Annotated in this window: 18 protein-coding genes; 16 read left to right on the top strand and 2 right to left on the bottom strand. The window is 53.7% G+C overall.

Annotated features, from left to right (window positions below; genetic code table 11):
- The first annotated feature begins 161 nt into the window (after positions 1-161).
- Positions 162-1193 (top strand): serine hydrolase domain-containing protein, encoded by a 1032-nt coding sequence (locus NYE48_RS15860; RefSeq protein ID WP_341000675.1) that lies wholly within the window; start codon positions 162-164, stop codon positions 1191-1193.
- 66 nt (positions 1194-1259) lie between these two features.
- Here NYE48_RS15860 and lexA read toward each other — a convergent pair whose 3' ends face one another.
- Entirely contained in the window at positions 1260-1886 is a 627-nt protein-coding gene (lexA, locus tag NYE48_RS15855; protein ID WP_212948478.1) for a transcriptional repressor LexA, read from the bottom strand.
- 193 nt (positions 1887-2079) lie between these two features.
- On the opposite strand from lexA, the gene yneA reads away from it, so the two are divergent.
- The 5 genes from yneA (at position 2080) to NYE48_RS15830 (ending at position 4816) form a co-directional block, all read left to right on the top strand.
- Positions 2080-2460: a cell division suppressor protein YneA gene (gene yneA, locus NYE48_RS15850; protein ID WP_036711909.1), complete on the top strand. Its 381-nt coding sequence runs from the start codon at positions 2080-2082 to the stop codon at positions 2458-2460.
- A 101-nt stretch (positions 2461-2561) separates the two neighbouring features.
- The gene (locus NYE48_RS15845; RefSeq protein ID WP_036711911.1) at positions 2562-2756 is read left to right on the top strand and encodes a DUF896 domain-containing protein; all 195 of its coding nucleotides are present in this window, start codon (positions 2562-2564) and stop codon (positions 2754-2756) included.
- 34 nt (positions 2757-2790) lie between these two features.
- A complete protein-coding gene (locus tag NYE48_RS15840; RefSeq protein WP_036711913.1) occupies positions 2791-3336 on the top strand; it encodes a hypothetical protein in 546 nt (181 codons plus the stop codon).
- Positions 3337-3367: 31 nt separating this feature from the next.
- Positions 3368-4171 (top strand): HAD family hydrolase, encoded by an 804-nt coding sequence (locus tag NYE48_RS15835; RefSeq protein ID WP_340999360.1) that lies wholly within the window; start codon positions 3368-3370, stop codon positions 4169-4171.
- Positions 4172-4402: 231 nt separating this feature from the next.
- Positions 4403-4816: a FixH family protein gene (locus NYE48_RS15830; RefSeq protein ID WP_340999359.1), complete on the top strand. Its 414-nt coding sequence runs from the start codon at positions 4403-4405 to the stop codon at positions 4814-4816.
- A 104-nt stretch (positions 4817-4920) separates the two neighbouring features.
- On the opposite strand, the gene NYE48_RS15825 is transcribed toward NYE48_RS15830, so the two are convergent.
- The gene (locus NYE48_RS15825) at positions 4921-5463 is read right to left on the bottom strand and encodes a 1,2-dihydroxy-3-keto-5-methylthiopentene dioxygenase (RefSeq protein ID WP_340999358.1); all 543 of its coding nucleotides are present in this window, start codon (positions 5461-5463) and stop codon (positions 4921-4923) included.
- A gap of 169 nt (positions 5464-5632) precedes the next feature.
- Here NYE48_RS15825 and metH point away from each other — a divergent pair, with 169 nt between their 5' ends.
- The 10 genes from metH to NYE48_RS15775 all read left to right on the top strand — a co-directional run bounded on the left by metH (position 5633) and on the right by NYE48_RS15775 (position 17238).
- Complete coding sequence (metH, locus tag NYE48_RS15820; protein ID WP_340999357.1) at positions 5633-9076, top strand: methionine synthase; 3444 nt, start codon at positions 5633-5635, stop codon at positions 9074-9076.
- Between the two features lie 162 nt (positions 9077-9238).
- Positions 9239-10168: a ribonuclease Z gene (rnz, locus tag NYE48_RS15815; RefSeq protein ID WP_340999356.1), complete on the top strand. Its 930-nt coding sequence runs from the start codon at positions 9239-9241 to the stop codon at positions 10166-10168.
- Between the two features lie 316 nt (positions 10169-10484).
- On the top strand, positions 10485-11300 hold the full coding sequence (locus tag NYE48_RS15810; RefSeq protein ID WP_340999355.1) for a TIGR01457 family HAD-type hydrolase: 816 nt from the start codon (positions 10485-10487) through the stop codon (positions 11298-11300).
- A gap of 53 nt (positions 11301-11353) precedes the next feature.
- Entirely contained in the window at positions 11354-12169 is an 816-nt protein-coding gene (locus NYE48_RS15805; RefSeq protein WP_340999353.1) for an Fpg/Nei family DNA glycosylase, read from the top strand.
- Positions 12159-13019, top strand: a complete 861-nt coding sequence (locus tag NYE48_RS15800; protein WP_212948484.1) for a deoxyribonuclease IV — start codon at positions 12159-12161, stop codon at positions 13017-13019. The genes NYE48_RS15805 and NYE48_RS15800 overlap by 11 nt, the downstream gene beginning before the upstream one ends.
- Positions 13020-13059: 40 nt before the next feature.
- Positions 13060-13401 (top strand): cyclic-phosphate processing receiver domain-containing protein, encoded by a 342-nt coding sequence (locus NYE48_RS15795; RefSeq protein WP_340999350.1) that lies wholly within the window; start codon positions 13060-13062, stop codon positions 13399-13401.
- Entirely contained in the window at positions 13398-13718 is a 321-nt protein-coding gene (locus tag NYE48_RS15790; RefSeq protein ID WP_212948487.1) for a thioredoxin family protein, read from the top strand. The genes NYE48_RS15795 and NYE48_RS15790 overlap by 4 nt, the downstream gene beginning before the upstream one ends.
- Positions 13715-14488 carry an ABC transporter ATP-binding protein gene (locus NYE48_RS15785; protein WP_340999347.1) on the top strand — a complete coding sequence of 258 codons (774 nt, stop codon included), beginning with the start codon at positions 13715-13717 and terminating at the stop codon, positions 14486-14488. The genes NYE48_RS15790 and NYE48_RS15785 overlap by 4 nt, the downstream gene beginning before the upstream one ends.
- Positions 14489-14494: 6 nt before the next feature.
- A complete protein-coding gene (locus tag NYE48_RS15780; RefSeq protein WP_340999345.1) occupies positions 14495-15550 on the top strand; it encodes an SAM-dependent methyltransferase in 1056 nt (351 codons plus the stop codon).
- A gap of 206 nt (positions 15551-15756) precedes the next feature.
- Positions 15757-17238 carry a serine/threonine protein kinase gene (locus NYE48_RS15775; RefSeq protein ID WP_340999344.1) on the top strand — a complete coding sequence of 494 codons (1482 nt, stop codon included), beginning with the start codon at positions 15757-15759 and terminating at the stop codon, positions 17236-17238.
- Positions 17239-17257 lie beyond the last annotated feature (19 nt).

The following is a 17257-nucleotide window of genomic DNA, read 5'->3' as shown; positions in this document are numbered from 1 at the left end:
CGACTGGCACGTTTTTTTTCGTTTCTTGCCTAGGAAAGTCCGGATTTGAGCGGTGTTAGGAGATGCTCGCTAGGTTGCTTATTGCCAAAAGGGAACAAATGTTCTATAATTGATGTATTGTTACTTTGCTTGGGGACGGGGGAAGGAAAACAGTGGATCCAATGAGCGTCAGCGAACGGATGGATAGGGAGGGAATTCCCGGGTTAAGCATCGCATTCATTGAGGATGGTTTGATCAGCCATCGGGAGACCTGGGGAAAGCTTGCGGCGGGGGAGACGGAACCGGTCCGGATGGATACGATGTTTAACGCATGTTCCATCAGCAAATTTGCGGCAAGCGTTTTAGCGCTTGTTCTGGTAGAGGAATGCGTCCTTCAATTGGATGAAGAAGCGAACCGGCGCCTGATATCATGGAAGATTCCGGAGCATCCGCAATTCCGTTCCGGCCGCGTCACGCTGCGCAAGCTTCTTGGCCACCAAGCCGGCTTTTCGGATCCCGATGGAAGCTTTCCGACGTTGGCTAAGAACCGCAAAGCTCCGTCCATGGCGGAATTGTTAACAGGATTAACGGTTTATAGGCAGGGGCCTGCTTTACTGGTCGCCGAACCGGGAAGCGGGTTCATCTATTCGGATACGGGATTTTGCGTCATGCAGCTGCTGATCGAAGATGCGGCGGGGGAGCCGTTCGAAAAGCTGATGCAGAAAAAGATATTTGAACCGCTGGGGATGAAAAACAGCCGTTTCGTCATGGACGAATCCGACATTCGGGCGGGATCGGCCGCCGGACATAACCGACATGGCGACCGGTTGGCCAGTCCCTATCCGATTTATCCGTACGCTGCGGCTGCCGGGCTTTGGACGACGCCGACGGACCTCGCGATGTTGGCCGCCGAGTTGATGGCATCGCTGCAAGGGAAGGGGATGTTGGGGATTTCCCCAAAGACCGCAAAGGAAATGTTTGCACCGCAGAACGGTTTTAAGTGGGCCGGGCTGGGCGTATTCATGGAATGCCAGGGCGGGAAGCTGGAGATCAGCTCGCTCGGGTGGGGCAGCGGTTTCCAATGCATGATGACCGTTTATCCCGAGAAAGGCATAGGGGCGGTATGCATGATGAACATGGATCCGGGGGTGCATCAAGCGGAGAGCCTCCTCGGATATATCACAACGATGTGGCAGCAGGAGAAATTCGGCTAACCCAAATAGAAAGCCCTTGTTCTCCTGGAAGAACAAGGGCTTGTCCATTGGCGAGGCCAAAACGGATCAATGAATGTCGCGGAACAAACCGACGACCTTGCCGAGAATGGTCACGTGATTCAAGCGCAGCGGCTCGTAAGACGGATTCTCCGGCTGAAGACGGATATGATCCTTTTCTTTATAGAACGTTTTAACGGTAGCTTCGTCCTCGTCCGTCATGGCAACGACGATATCTCCGTTATCCGCGGTCTGCTGCTGGCGGACGATGACGTAGTCGCCGTTGTGAATGCCCGCCTCGATCATGCTGTCCCCTACGACCGATAGCATAAAGACTTTCTCGTCCCCGACAAAATGCTGGGGCAGAGGGAAATAATCCTCGATATTTTCCGTAGCGGTAATCGGTACGCCGGCCGTAACCTTACCTACCACGGGAACCCGCGCGATCGTTTGCGTGAACAGGTTGCTGCTTTCGGATTCTTCCTGGCCCAAAATTTCAATGGCGCGAGGTTTCGTTGGGTCCCTGCGGATCAATCCCTTTTTCTCCAGTCTGTCCAGATGGCCGTGCACCGTCGAGCTGGAAGCCAGTCCGACGGCTTCGCCGATCTCGCGGACGGAAGGAGGATAACCTTTGGCCCGGACTTCGTTTCTTATAAATTCCAATATCGCTTGCTGCCGGCTAGATATCTTCGACATTCCCCATCAACCCCATTAGTAACGTTTGGTAAAAGTATAACATAGAACTGCCGTTCGTACAAACACAAGTTCTAAAACGGGAACATGATTTTTCCTTCATGGAGAACAATTGTTCGAAAAAACTATTGAACAAAACATGTGTTCGTGTTATATTGTTCTCATACAAGAACAAATGTTTGGAGGAACGGTTAACATGTTAAAATACAGTACATATCAAAGCATATATAATCATGAAATTTCCGGGGGAGACCGCAACGGCGGGAAACTAAAAGAACAGCTTCACGCTTTCCAGGCCATGTTCACGCGGCGCCTGATGGTGAAGCTTCTGCTGATCGTCATAATTATGACGGCAGGGTGTACGGGCATGGTACGCGTATTTGCCGGTTCCCCTCAAGACGAGGTGCAAATGGAACAAATCGTTGTATCCCAAGGGGACACGCTATGGCAAATCGCCCGGGATCATAAACCGAAGGACATGGATACCCGCGCATACATTCAGATCATTAAGAAGACGAACCATCTGAAATCCAGCGGCATTCAAGCCGGAGATGTCCTTTCTCTTCCTATATATTAGACTTCGTTTTTACGCCTAAGAGCTTGGTAAGGTTCACGCCTTGACAAGCTCTTTTTCTCATGGCAAAGTTAGGTATGAATTGATTATTGGAGGAGTCATGTATGGATATCGACAGCTTAGTTCAGCGCATTAACGAGCTTGCGCGAAAAGACAAGGAGACTGGCCTGACCAAGGAAGAAACCGAAGAACGTGCGAAATTGCGCGAGAGATATCTTCAAAACGTCCGTCGGAACTTCAGGGCCCAGTTGGATTCGATCGAATGGGTAGAAGACCGCAATGACGGAAAGCGCAAATAAAAATACAGAACATCATGGTTAAGGGGGAAACACGATGTCCCGATCTTGGGAAAGAATGGTTCAGAAAAACTCGGCTCAATTAAACAAGCAGCGTAAAAAACAGGGGAAACCTTCGCTGTATTCCTCGAACGGTTCCGCCACGGCCGACGTCTTCAAAGGGCGGAATTTCGTTCTTCCCATCACGCTGGTAGCGCTTGCCGTCATTTACCTTTTGCTCGGCATGTCGAGCCAGCAGGCGGCGATGAACACCTCCTTGAATTGGATCGTGGTCGGATTGTACGTATTGCTGGCGATCATGATTTTTTTGCGCCGTCCGTTTCTTAAAGTGGACAAAAACACGCTTTCCACGATCAAGTTCAATCGCGACCGGCGTTTGACGGCGGACCAAATCGCCAAAATCAAAGCCGGATCCGGTTCGATCGTGATCGAAATGAAAGGAACGAAGGGGAAAAAGGGCAAGGAAATAAAGGGCGGCAATTGGGTGTTTACCCGTTTGATCAACCGCTACGATACCGAAGCCATGGCCGAACGTCTCGAGCGTTTTGCCGCCTCTTTTAATATTCCGTTTGAAAAACAATAGAACAGATTAACGTTGGGAGAGGGATGGGAAGATGGGAGTTACCGCCGTTTTTTTTGATTTGGACGATACGTTGTTGTGGGATGAGCGCAGCGTGAAGGAATCCTTCCAAGCGACCTGCGAAACGGCCGCCGCCAAAACCGGCGTCGACGCGGAGGCGCTCGAAGCGGCTGTCCGCAAAGAGGCGCGGGCATTGTACGAGTCGTACGACACGTATGCTTTTACCGCCATGATCGGCATTAACCCGTTTGAAGCATTATGGGGGGAATTTACCGTAGGAAAGCAGCCCGAGTTTCAACGGATGGCCGAAATCGTCCCTGAATACCGGAAGGAAGCATGGCGCCGCGGCCTCGCCGAGCTGGGTGTGGAAGACGCGCAGCTGGCCGAAGAACTTGCCCGACAATTCGGGATGGAAAGACGCTCCCGCCCCCATGTCTATGAAGAAACGTTCCAAGTGCTGCAAGAGCTGAAAGGGAACTATAAGCTTCTGTTGCTGACGAACGGCTGCCCGGGATTGCAGCAGGAAAAACTGGATGGCGTACCGGAGCTGGTCCCTTATTTCGATCAAGTCGTCATTTCGGGCAATTTCGGCAAAGGGAAGCCGGATCCCACCATTTTTGAGCATGCGCTCTCCCGCCTGGGCGTAACCCCGGATGAAGCCGTCATGGTAGGCGACAAACTTTCGACGGACATTAAAGGCGGACTGGCCGCCGGGTTAACGACGGTTTGGATCAACCGCAACGGCAAGCCGTATCATTCGAACATCCAGCCGCATTATGAAATCAAGCATTTGTCCGAGCTGCACGGTATTTTGGAGTCTATGAAGCAGCGAGTTTAACCGGCCAAGCATGATATGCCATTTGTTAATTAAAGTCTGCCGTTTGCGGTTTTGCCGCATGCGCAGGCTTTTTTCATGATCTTATTGCGGGATTACCCCAGCGCATTGCTAATATTGTCATCAATTTGTGATCAACCCGCCGTTTTGGAAGCCTGAAAAGCATGTATAATAAATGAAGTGCGTTCAAAAAGCCTACATATCTGCAGATTGACGTAAGGGAGTGGCAGGAATTTGAAAAAGAAATTTGTTTTCATAGGCATCATCTTTCTTGTCGTTTTTGCTTTGGCAGGCTGCGGCGGCAGCGGCGGACATGACGGCATGAACATGGATGAAGGCATGATGGAACCGTTAAAGGTCGATTTAACTTTGAATCCGGAGCAGGCAAAAGTCGGTGAAAAGGTTTCGATTGAAGTGTTGGTTACGCAGAAAGATCAAAAAGTGGATAAAGCGGATGAAGTCGAAATCGAAATCATAAAAGACGGCGACAGCAGCGTGCACGAGAAAGTGCCTGCCGAAAACGCGGGGGACGGAAAATACGTGCTCGAAAAAACGTTCGACGGCGCGGGAACCTATAAAATCACCTCTCATGTAACCTACGGACCGCAGCATACGATGCCGACCAAAAGTTTGACCGTAAGCGAGTAACGGAATAAGAAAGCAAAAACGAACCCCGTCCCTTGGACAACAAGGAGCGGGGTTCGTTGCATGTATGTCATGAACGGGAGGAAGGCCTGACTTCCAATCTCCGTTTAGGCTTTTAGGAAACTCGGATCTTCGACGGGGTAAGCGACCCAGCCGTTTTTTTCGATGAAGAGACGTACGGCGATGATTTGGCGGTCATCCATCAGCGTAAAGAAATGGTTGGTGTTTTCAGGAACGGAAATGACGTCGCCGGCCTCGAGTTCCACGTTAAAATATCCGATATCGTCGCTGCCTTTGATGACGAAGATCCCTTTGCCGCCGACGATGGCGCGGATTTCATCCTCCGTATGGGTATGTACCTCTTCGAATTTGTTGAGCAGATCCTCCAGGTTCGGCGTCGCGTCCGACAGCGTGATCACGTCCCAGATTTGGTAGCCGCGGCGTGCCGCCAAATCGCGGATTTCTTCGTCGTACACCTTCAAAATTTCGTTTTTTTGCTCGTCGGTTAATTGAAAATTATTACGAAGCTCGGCGGGCAGCTTGGAAGCGTCCCATTTCTCGAACAATACGTTTTGTTTGTTTAAGAATTCACGAACATTATCGTCACCCGTGATTCTTTCATTCGTATTACGAATTACGATTTCAGCCATTGCCTTTCCCCTCTTTTCCACTTGGTTTAATTTATATTATAACGAAGCCGCCATTTTTTGTCGATGCGTTTCTTCCGTTCCAGCCGTCGCCGGACCGCCGTTTTGGCACTTTTCTAAAGATAGGTATTCTGCTAAACTAAGATTTAACGTTTCGCGAGGGGGAAAATACATGAACAGACCTAGCTTGCAGGAAATCATGAAAGACCGAATATTAATACTCGACGGTGCCATGGGCACGATGATCCAGCAGGTCCAGCTCGGTCCCCAGGATTTTGGAGGAGAAGAACTCGAAGGCTGTAACGAGATGCTCGTGCTGACGCGTCCGGACGTCATCGAAGAGATCCATGAAAAATATCTGGAAGCAGGGGCCGATTTAATCGAAACCAATACCTTCGGCGCAACGTCCGTTGTGCTGGCGGAATACGATATACCGGAGAAAGCAAGCGAAATCAATCTAAAGGCCGCGGAAATCGCCCGCCAGGCGGCGGATAAATTCAGCACGCCGGACAAGCCCAGATACGTGGTCGGAGCCATGGGACCGACGACTAAAACATTGTCGGTTACGGGCGGCGTGACGTTCGACGAGCTGGTCGCCAGCTACAAAGAGCAGGCGCTGGCTTTAATCGAGGGCCGCGTTGACGCGCTGCTTCTTGAAACGAGCCAGGATACGCTGAACGTGAAAGCCGGAAGCATCGGCATCCGCCAAGCGTTTGAAAGCAGCGGCACGACGCTGCCGGTGATGATTTCAGGCACGATCGAACCGATGGGCACGACGCTGGCGGGGCAGAACATCGAAGCCTTTTATATTTCGCTTGAACATTTGAATCCGATATCCGTCGGGCTTAACTGTGCCACGGGCCCGGAATTTATGCGGGATCATATCCGCTCTTTGTCCTCCATGGCCAAAACGGCGATCAGCTGCTACCCGAACGCCGGGCTGCCGGACGAAAACGGGAACTATCATGAATCCCCGGATTCCTTGGCGCGCAAAATGGAAGACTTCGCGAAAAACGGCTGGTTAAACATCGCCGGCGGATGCTGCGGCACGACGCCGGAGCATATCCGCGCCATGTCCGAAGCGATGGGCAAATACGAGCCGCGGCCGCTTGCGGGGACCCATGCCCCCGCGATTTCCGGCATCGAACCGGTCTACATCGAACAGGATAACCGCCCTTATATGGTAGGGGAAAGAACCAACGTGCTCGGCTCGCGCAAATTCAAGCGGCTGATCGTCGAGGGCAAGTTCGAAGAAGCGTCGGAAATCGCCCGTGCGCAAGTGAAAAACGGGGCGCATGTCATCGACGTATGCGTGCAGGACCCGGACCGCGACGAAGCGATCGACATGAAACATTTCCTGGAGCTGGTCGTCAAGAAGGTCAAAGTGCCGCTGATGATCGATACGACCGATGCCGAGGTCATCGACCTTGCCTTGAAATATTCGCAGGGCAAATCGATCATTAACTCCATTAACCTTGAAGATGGTGAAGAAAAATTCGAAAAGGTGACGCCGCTGATCCATAAATACGGCGCGGCCGTCGTCGTCGGCACCATTGACGAAAGCGGACAAGCGATACATCGCGACGACAAGCTTAAAGTCGCCCAAAGATCCTATGATCTTCTCGTGAATAAATACAAGCTTGCCCCGGAGGACATCATTTTCGATACGCTTGTTTTCCCGGTCGGCACGGGGGACGAGCAATATATCGGGTCCGCCAGGGAAACGATCGAAGGCATCCGTTTGATCAAACAAGCCATGCCGGAATGCCATACCATCCTCGGCATCAGCAACGTATCCTTCGGCCTGCCCGAAGCGGGGCGCGAGGTGCTGAATTCGGTATTCCTGTACGAGTGCACGAAGGCGGGACTTGATTACGCGATCGTCAATACCGAAAAGCTGGAGCGCTACGCTTCGATTCCGGAGGAGGAACGCAAGCTGGCGGAGGCGTTGATTTACGACACGAACGACGAGACGCTTGCCGCGTTTGTCGCCGCATTCCGGAACAAAAAGGTCGAGAAAAAAGAAAAACTGTCCAACCTGACGTTGGAAGAGAGGCTTGCTTCTTACGTGGTGGAAGGCTCCAAGGAAGGGCTGATCCCGGATCTGGATGCGGCATTGCAAAAATACGGGGCGCTGGAAATCATCAACGGACCTTTGATGGACGGCATGGCGGAAGTCGGAAGGCTGTTCAACAACAATGAACTGATCGTCGCGGAAGTGCTGCAAAGCGCGGAAGTCATGAAAGCGTCCGTGTCGTACCTGGAACAATTCATGGAAAAAAACGAAACCTCGGTCAAAGGCAAAATGCTGCTCGCCACCGTCAAAGGCGACGTGCATGACATCGGGAAAAACCTGGTGGAAATCATCCTTTCCAATAACGGTTACGAGATCGTCAATCTGGGCATAAAAGTAGCACCGGAAACCATTATCGAGGCTTACCGCAGGGAAAAGGCCGATTTGATCGGTTTGTCCGGCCTGCTGGTCAAGTCGGCGCAGCAAATGGTCGTTACCGCGCAAGACTTGAGAAATGCGGGCGTAGACGTTCCGATTATGGTCGGCGGTGCCGCGTTGACGCGAAAATTCACGAAAACGCGGATCCGTCCGGAATACAACGGGCTTGTCGTGTATGCCAAGGACGCGATGGACGGGCTCGATCTGGCCAACAAGCTGATGGATCCGGTACAGCGCGAAGCGATGCGGGCGGAAATGGAGGCCGAGCTGGAAGCGCTCAAGGCCGAAACGGAGAAGCCGCAGGTTTTGCCGGAGATTACGCGAGCGGCAAAGTCCAGCGTATCGACAGATGTTCCGGTGTTTATCCCGCCGGATTTGGAGCGTCATATCATCCGGAATTATCCGATTACCCATATCGTGCCGTACATGAACATGCAGATGCTTTTGGGACATCATTTGGGGCTTCGCGGCCAGGTGGAACAGCTTTTGGCCGAAGGCAACGAAAAGGCCGTGGAATTGAAAGCGACCGTCGACAGCCTGCTGGAAGAGGCGGCCTCCGAGGGGATCATTCAGGCGCATGCGATGTACCGCTTTTTCCCTGCGCAATCCCGGGGCAACGATATCGTCATTTATGATCCCGAAGACATGTCCAAAGTGCTGCATACGTTCACTTTTCCGCGCCAAAACGTGCCGCCGTTCCTTTGCCTTGCGGATTTCCTGAAATCCCAAGACAGCGGGCAGATGGACTACGTCGGATTTTTGGTGGTCACGGCCGGCCAAGGCATATCGAAGCTGTCGTCCGAATGGAAGGACAAAGGAGACTATCTGCGCTCCCATGTCCTGCAGTCGGTGGCGCTCGAAACGGCCGAAGCGCTTGCCGAACGCGTGCACCACATCATGCGCGACTCTTGGGGATTCTCGGACCCGGCGGATATGACGATGAAGCAGCGCCACGGGGCGCGTTACCAAGGCATCCGCGTTTCGTTCGGTTATCCCGCCTGCCCGGATCTCGAGGATCAGGGGCCGCTGTTCAAGCTGATGAAGCCGGAAGATATCGGCGTGCATCTGACGGAAGGGTTCATGATGGAGCCGGAGGCGTCGGTATCGGCGATGGTGTTTGCGCATCCGGAAGCGCGTTACTTTAATGTCGACAAGGCAAAATGATATACTCATCCTAACGGATGATGCGAGCGAAAAAATCCTCCTTTTCGGGAGGTTTTTTTTGCCGCCATGCCAAGATTTGCAAGCTTGTTTCGCTGAAGCGGCCGTTTGCTTGTCAAGGGCGGCCGCTTTTTTGCTGACATTACAGAAAGAAGGTTGCTTGTTATGGAACTTGAATTTTTGGGGACCAATGCGGGAGTGCCCTCGCTGCAGCGGAACGTAACGTCGATGGCTTTGCGCATGTTCGAGGAGCGCCGCTCGTTTTGGCTGTTCGATTGCGGGGAGGCGACGCAGCATCAGATCCTGCGATCTTCGTTAAAGCTCAGCAAATTGGAGAAAATTTTCATCACGCATTTGCATGGTGACCATATTTTCGGCCTTCCGGGATTGCTGTCCAGCCGGGCTTATCAAGGCGGCACGACGAAACTGCACGTGTACGGCCCGCCGGGCATCAAACAGTATATCGACATCAGCCTGACGCTCAGCCAATCCCGGATCGAATATGAGCTTGAGGTCGTTGAACATACCGGGGGAACGGTCTACGAAGACGAGGACATCGTCGTCGAATCGCTGCTGCTCGATCACCGGATCGACAGTTACGGATACCGCATCGCGGAAAAAGACAAACCGGGGAGCCTCGATTTGCAGCGGCTTGCCGAATACGGGTTAAAACCCGGTCCGGCATACGGGCGGTTGAAAAGAGGGGAGAGCATCGACCTGGGAAATGGAACGACGCTGCATCCCGGAGAAGTGCTGGGAGCTCCGAAAAAAGGGCGGGTCGTCACGATTTTGGGCGATACCCGTCCTTGCGGAAACGTTTTGAAGCTCGCCCGCGATGCGGATTTGCTCGTGCACGAAGCGACGTTCATGGACGATCTGAAGGAATCGGCGCACAATTACCATCACAGCACGTCCGTTCAGGCAGCCGAGGCTGCGGCCGCCGCCGGGGCCAAAGAACTGATTTTGACCCACTTCAGCTCGCGGTATAAGGACATGGAACATTTAAAGCCGCTGCTCGAAGAAGCGCAGTCGGTATTTCCCAAAACGCTGCTTGCCGAAGAGCTGATGTTGTTCCCCGTGCACAGGCATGAATGAAGCAAGGACGCGATTTCCGGTTTCCAGAAAGGCTCCGTACGGAGCTCTTTTCTTTTTGGAATTGCCCGGGGAAATGGATTATTTTCCGGGAAAGCGCAGGAAATGACATAAGGCACCAGCACCAGCCATCGAAGAGGCGGCCCAAGAGCCGTTCTTTGGCGAACCTCATAGAAAAAATGTCTAATGCGTCGCGGCGTGGGAGGCTGCGGTCCTGATAAGTTGCGGCATTCCTCCAATTTTTTTAAAATAGAACTGTCGAAGCGAAGAAATGCCATCTTCGATTACCCAGGTTTACACAAGAAAAGAGGAAGCTGACATGCCCCAAAACAAAAAGACCAAAGGTCTGTTGATAGATCTAGACGGAACGCTTTACCACGGCAACCATCGGATTCCCGGCGCGGATGAACTCATCCGGTCGTTAAAACAACGCCGAATCCCTTATATGTTCGTGACGAACAACTCGTCCCGTACGGCGGAAGGCGTAGCGAAGCATTTGAATGAGATGGGAATCGAAGCAAAGCCGGAAGAAGTGTGCACTTCGTCGCTTGCCGCGGCCGAATACATCGCCGGAGAATCTCCGGGAGCTTCCGTGGCTATGCTAGGAGAAGAAGGACTCCGCCAGGCGTTGTCCGATGCCGGATTACATATCGTAGACGAGAATCCGCAATATGTGGTGCAAGGAATCGACCGTTCTTTTACATACGAAAGTTTGGCCAAAGCCGTGCAGTGGATTCGCGGCGGGGCAAAGTACGTCCTGACCAACCCCGATCTGCTGCTCCCGTCGGACCATGGCCTGGTGCCCGGAGCAGGTTCGCTATCCGCGTCGATACAGGCCGCATCCGGAACGGAGCCGATCGTCATTGGCAAACCGGCGGGGCATCTGATGAGCTTTGCAACGGACAGGCTCGGGATCTCTCCTGCGGATGCGACGGTGGTGGGCGATAATTTGCGTACCGACATTGCCGCCGGGGCTGCTGCCGGATGCGAAACGATTTTGGTTTTGACGGGACTGACGACGGAGGAAAACATGGAGGCTCTGATCGAGGGAGCCGGCGTCCGTCCGGATGTGGTTTGCAAAGACCTTTATGAATTAATGCAACGGATTTGTCCGGATGAAACGGAAGTTTACTGAATTTTTGAAATAATCATGTCATCTATGCTGCAAACGAAAGGATCGATGAACGAATGCCGGAACTGCCGGAGATGGAGAATTACCGAAGACTGCTTTCGGAACATATTATCAACCTGCCGATTACCCGAGTGGTAATTCATCGGGAAAAATCGCTGAACGTCCCGGCCGAACAATTTATCGGAGAGGTAACGGGACTGCGCGTCATTTTCGTGGAACGAAGGGGCAAATTCCTTGTGTTCCATATGAACAACGGGCGGCGTTTGCTGCTGCATCTGATGCTGGGCGGCATGCTGTATTACGGGACGGAGGAAGACCGCCCGGACCGGAATACCCAAGTGGAGATTTCTTTCGGGGCGAATACGCTTTATTTTATCGGGCTTCGCCTCGGATATCTTCACTTGCTGTCCGCGAAGGAAACCGAAGAAACGCTCAAACCGCTGGGGCCGGAGCTGTTGGACCGCCGGATGAACAAGGAGCGTTTTACGGAACTGATCAAAGGCCGGCGCGGCTCGTTGAAAAGCCTGCTCGTCAATCAGCATGCCATTGCGGGCATCGGCAACTGCTATGCGGATGAAATCGCGTTTGAGGCGGGGCTGTTGCCTTCGGCCAAACTGCAGGATTTATCCGAGGAGTCGATCGGACGTTTGTATGACGCCGCCGTCAAAGTGTTGCCCGAAGCGCTGGAACATGGGGGTTACATGGAGTCGCCCTTCATGGCCGGCGATACGTTGACCGGAGGTTATGACGAGATGTGCAAAGTGTACGACCGCGAAGGGGAAAGCTGCGTGCGCTGCGGCGGGGTCGTGAACCGAATCGAATTGACGGGGAGAAAAGCCTTTTTCTGCCCGTCCTGCCAGCATGACCGCTAATCGAATGATCGGCTGCCATGTCAGCACCCGCGGCGGTTTTGGGAGAGCCGCCAGGCGGGCCTGGGACATGGGGGCCAAATCGTTTCAATATTTTCCGAAAAATCCGCGCAGTCTTTCCATCAAGGAACTTGATGCATCCGCTGCGACGGATTGCTTTCGTTTTTGCCGGGAAAAGGGAATGCCGAGCATCGCCCATACGCCGTACCCGGTCAACATCGCCATCGGCGAGACCCGGGGCCGCGAGCTATATGAAGCTACGGTCGCTTCGCTGCAAAACGATCTGATCATTGCCGAAGCCTGCGGCTCCGTCGGGATCGTCGTCCATTTCGGCCATTTGAAAAGCATCGACCCGTTACAGGGCTACAAAAATATAATACAATGTTTAAATGAAACGCTTGGCGGATGGCAGGGCAAGACCAAAATTTTGCTTGAAAACCAGGCGGGACAGCCCGGGGCGATGGGAATTACGCTGGAAGAGCTGGTTTACGTGAGGAGCCTGGCCGAAGAGCCGGAGAAAATCGCGTTTTGTTTGGATACCTGCCATGCGTTTGCATCGGGAACGTGGATTCCGGAGGAAACGGACAGATGGATGGAACGGGGAAGGGAGCTTGGATACTGGCAAAACCTCGCCGCCGTCCACATGAACGATTCGAAATACCCATCCGGCTCGGGAAAAGACCGCCATGCCCGGATCGGGGAGGGCCGCATCGGCGCGGATCGCTTGGCGGAACTGATTTCGAATCCGGAATTCGAGGGGTTGCCGATCGTATTGGAGACGGATCCCGGACCGGATGGAACGCACGGGGACGAAATGGAACTGCTGTACCGCCTTTTGGAAGGAAAAAGATAAAAAGCGTTGCTTGCAAGGACGGGAGAAAGGAGGGGAAGCCGTGCTGCATGTATTTTTGGATGATTACCGGCGATGTCCCGAGGGTTTTGTTCTGGCGAAAAATGCGCAGGAATGCCTTCTTTTGCTGCAGGAATGCGAGGTTGGCATATTGTCGCTGGACTACGACCTCGGACCCGGCGAGCCGTCCGGAAAAGAGGTCGTGCACGGGATGATCGCAGGCCGGCTGTTCCCGCAAGAGATTTTTTTGCATACGTCGAGCATGCGGGGGAAGAGGGAAATGTACGAGCTGCTCTACCAATCGGTGCCGGATTATGTGAAGCTCCATAACGGGCCCATGCCTCCGGACGTGCTGGAGCGGGTCGCCAAGGGGGAGCAGGAATGAGGCCGCTGGACGAAAAGCAGCTTCTAGAAGAGCTGTGGCGCAAAGGCGAACCGTTGGCCGTGTTTCTGCACACCCCATTTTGCGGGACATGCAAAGTGGCGCGGCGGATGCTGGAAGTGGCCGAACATTTGCTGCCGGAGGGCCTATTGGCCGAAGCCGACGTCAATATGACGCCGACGGTCGTCGAGCAGTACAAAATCCGCAGCGTACCGGCCCTGCTTTTGGCGGACAAGGAGCGGAGCGGAAAGCCGGAAATCATCTATTCCATGGGATCGGTCGGAGACTTGTTAGCTCAAATAAGGGGAGTGCTTTCATGATTACGATGCGGGATGTGTCTTTGCGGAGGGAAGAGAATCAGATTTTGGACCACGTCTCCCTGAACATTCGAAAAGGGGAAAACTGGGTTATTTTGGGGCGCAACGGCTCCGGCAAAACGACCATTTTGGAAATGCTGACGGGTTACCTTTTTCCAAGCAGCGGCCGGATCGAGGTGCTCGGCAACGTATACGGGGAATGCGACGTGCGCGAGGTCCGCAAAGAGATCGGATATATCAGTCCGAGCTTGCTGGAAAAGCTCAATTTGAGCGATCCGGTGTGGGAGGTCGTGGCCACGGGCGCTTACGCGTTTTTGCGTTTCTATCAGGAAATACCCGAAGACGTGAAAGATAAGGCGCTGAAGCTGCTGGAAGAAATGAATTTGGGCAAGTTGTCCTACCATCCGCTCGGCACCTTGTCGCAAGGGGAACGGAAAAAGGTGATGCTTGCGAGAAGTTTGATGAGCGAGCCGAAGCTTCTGATCATGGACGAGCCTTGCGCCGGGCTGGATTTGTACGAACGCGAAAAAATGCTGGCGGAGGTGGAACGTCTCGGCGAACGGGACATCACCGTGGTGTACGTGACGCATCATGTGGAGGAAATTATGCCGCTTTTCAGCCACGTCGCTTTGATCCGGGACGGGAAAATCGCGGGCTCCGGCCCGAAACAAGAAGTTCTGAACGACGAAATGATAAAACAAACCTACGATATTCCGGCACGGATCGAATGGGATGGCGGCCGGCCTTGGATTAAAGTGGTTTCTGGAGGTTAATCCGTTTTGGATGATAAACAAACAACAAACGATGAAAAAAACACGGGAATTTCCCGGTTTATATGCACGGCCAACCACGGGTTTGCACCCTATGCCCAGGAGGAGCTGCGCCGGAGATTCGGCAAGCTGAAAAGCAGCATGCTGGTTTCCGGCGAGGTTTTTCTTGTGACCTTGTTTGAAGATGCGGAGAGGGCCATCGCAAGCATCGTTGCCCACCCGCCTATTTTTTTGCGCCACATACAGCCGGTGCACCTTGAACTGCGAGCGGATCAAGACAATGCATATCCCCAAATGGTTCAATTTTTGCTTCGTCAAGACAAACTTCATGGGGCCGCGGTTTCGCTGCAGGTAAGGAAAGCGGAACAAAGCGCCGTATCCGGCAGCGCCGGCGAGATTCGCGAGAGCCTCCAAGAGCAATTAACGGGGTTAAACGCCGAATTTGTCGTTCGCGACGCCGACTGGGTCGTATCCGTTTTTGCAGCCGGAGAGATGCTGTACGTCGGGGTTTCTGAACCGAACGACAACCTGTCCGACTGGAGCGGGGGCGCGGTCCGCTTCCAGCGCGAGGAAGGGCAAATATCCCGGGCGAAGTTCAAGCTCTTGGAGGCCGAGCAAAGCTTCGGAATCGATTTTAAGTCGTTTCATACCGCTCTGGATATCGGGGCCGCTCCCGGCGGCTGGACCTCGTTCCTGTTGGAGCGGGGACTGCAGGTCACGGCGGTGGACCCTGCCTTGATGCACGAGTCGCTGCGAAATCATCCTGGCTTGCGTATTTTCAAGAAAAACGCCTCGGAAGTCCATTTTCAGGAAGGCGAATTCGATCTGCTGGTATGCGATATGAGCTGGAGCCCGAAACAAATGGTCAAACTGGTTACGGAGCTGCTTCCAAGCTTACGGGCAGGAGGCACGGCCGTCGTGACGGTCAAGCTCATGCACAAGAAACCTATGGCGCTTGTCGACGATGTCATTTCGTCCTTCGAGGCCGCGAATATGCAGATTCAGCGAGCGAAGCAGCTGTTCCACAATCGGGACGAAATCACCTTATACTTGATTAAATATTAACGGAATAAAACAAGGTGATGGATGCATGAAGATAACGAATATAAAAATAGTACTTTACACAGATATTGCCATTGCTCTATAATGATACCAAATTCACCATATGATAATTAAAGGGGAAGCATCCCTGAGCAAAGCCTTACGACTGATCGTAAGCGTCTTTGCCGGGGAGGCTTTCCCTTTTTTTGTCTTGAAAGAGAGGGACACGCATGATTCATCCTTCCAAGCTGCATGCCGGCCATTCGATTGGGGGGAGATACGAGATCATCCGCAAGATCGGCGAAGGCGGCATGAGCCATGTCTATCTGGCCGAGGATTTGAAGCTGCCGGGTAAACTCTGGGCCGTCAAGGAGAGCGTTTCCGACCCGGCCCGATACAGCAGCATACGGGAAGAAGCGCAGCTTTTGATATCCCTTAGCCATGCCAGGCTGCCCCGAATCGTGGATTTTTTTCCGCCGGACGAGGACGGTTACACCTATCTGGTCATGGATTATATCCAAGGGATTACGCTGGAGAAATATTTTCGCGGATACCGCGGCCGGATTCCGGTCGATTCGATTTTGCAGCTGGCGGATCAACTGCTGGAAGTGTTGGACTACCTGCACACGCATGATCCGGTCGTCGTTTTCAGGGATTTGAAGCCGTCGAACATTATGCTGACGGAGCAGCTGGAGCTGAGGCTGATCGATTTCGGCATCGCCCGCAATTACAAGCAGGCGCAGGCGCAGGACACGGTAAAGCTGGGTACGGTCGGCTTTGCCGCTCCGGAGCAGTATGGTTCCGGCCAAAGCGACGCCCGGTCCGATCTGTACGGCTTCGGGGCGTTGATGCTTTATTTGACGACGGGAGGGGCTTTCAGCGAGTGGACGGAGGACGCGGCACAAAGCATACGCCAGGATTTGCCACGCCATCTCGTTCCCGTCATACGGAAATTGCTCGAGCCCATGCCCGAAAACCGCTACGCCTCCGCCGCCGAAGTACGCGCGGTGATCGCCGCGGCCGTCCGGCAGGAAATGAAGCCGGGCCCGAAGCGGGGCAGGGATATAGCCGGGCGAAAAAGCACGCAGGTGATTGCGGTGATGGGAGCCAGCGGCGGAACGGGGACGACGCATACGGCGATCGCAATCAGCCATTTTTTGGCGAGAAGCCGCAGCAAGGTCGCGCTGGTCGAAATGAACATGAGGTCGCCGGCATTCCGAAGGATCCAACAAATCGTCGACGGGGAAAGCTCCGCCGGGCCGGGCAGCCGCAAATTCGAGGTGGAAGGCGTGGATTATTGGCGGCAGACGGCCAGAAGCGACGTGATAGCATTATTGTCCGGCAGCTACGATTTCCTTGTGATCGATCTCGGCACATTCAGGGAGCGGGACCGGCTGGAAGAGTTTCTGCGCGCCGACTTTCCGATCATCGTCGCCTCCGGCGCGGAGTGGCGCCAGCAGGACGTGCTGGATATGGTCCACGGCTTGTCGCGATATCCCCGGCAGAAGTGGATGTATGTCCTGCCGCTGGCCGGGGAGGATGCCGTATCCCGGCTTCGCAAGCAGCTGGATTCCACGCAGGTGTTTGCGCTGCCGCTGCAGATGGATCCGTTCGATCAATGCGAAGAGACGGACAAAGTGCTGAGCCGCATTTTTCACGGGGCGGCTGCCGGAATCCAGCGGAGAAGGAGATTCCGGTTCGGTCTCAGCTGATCCGCGGTTTAATGGAGGG

It is taken from the genome of Paenibacillus sp. FSL M7-1455 (genome assembly GCF_038004655.1).
Lineage (GTDB): Bacteria > Bacillota > Bacilli > Paenibacillales > Paenibacillaceae > Paenibacillus_AQ > Paenibacillus_AQ cookii.
Note: the sequence above shows the minus strand (reverse complement) of the source record. Positions and strands in the feature narration are given on the sequence as shown.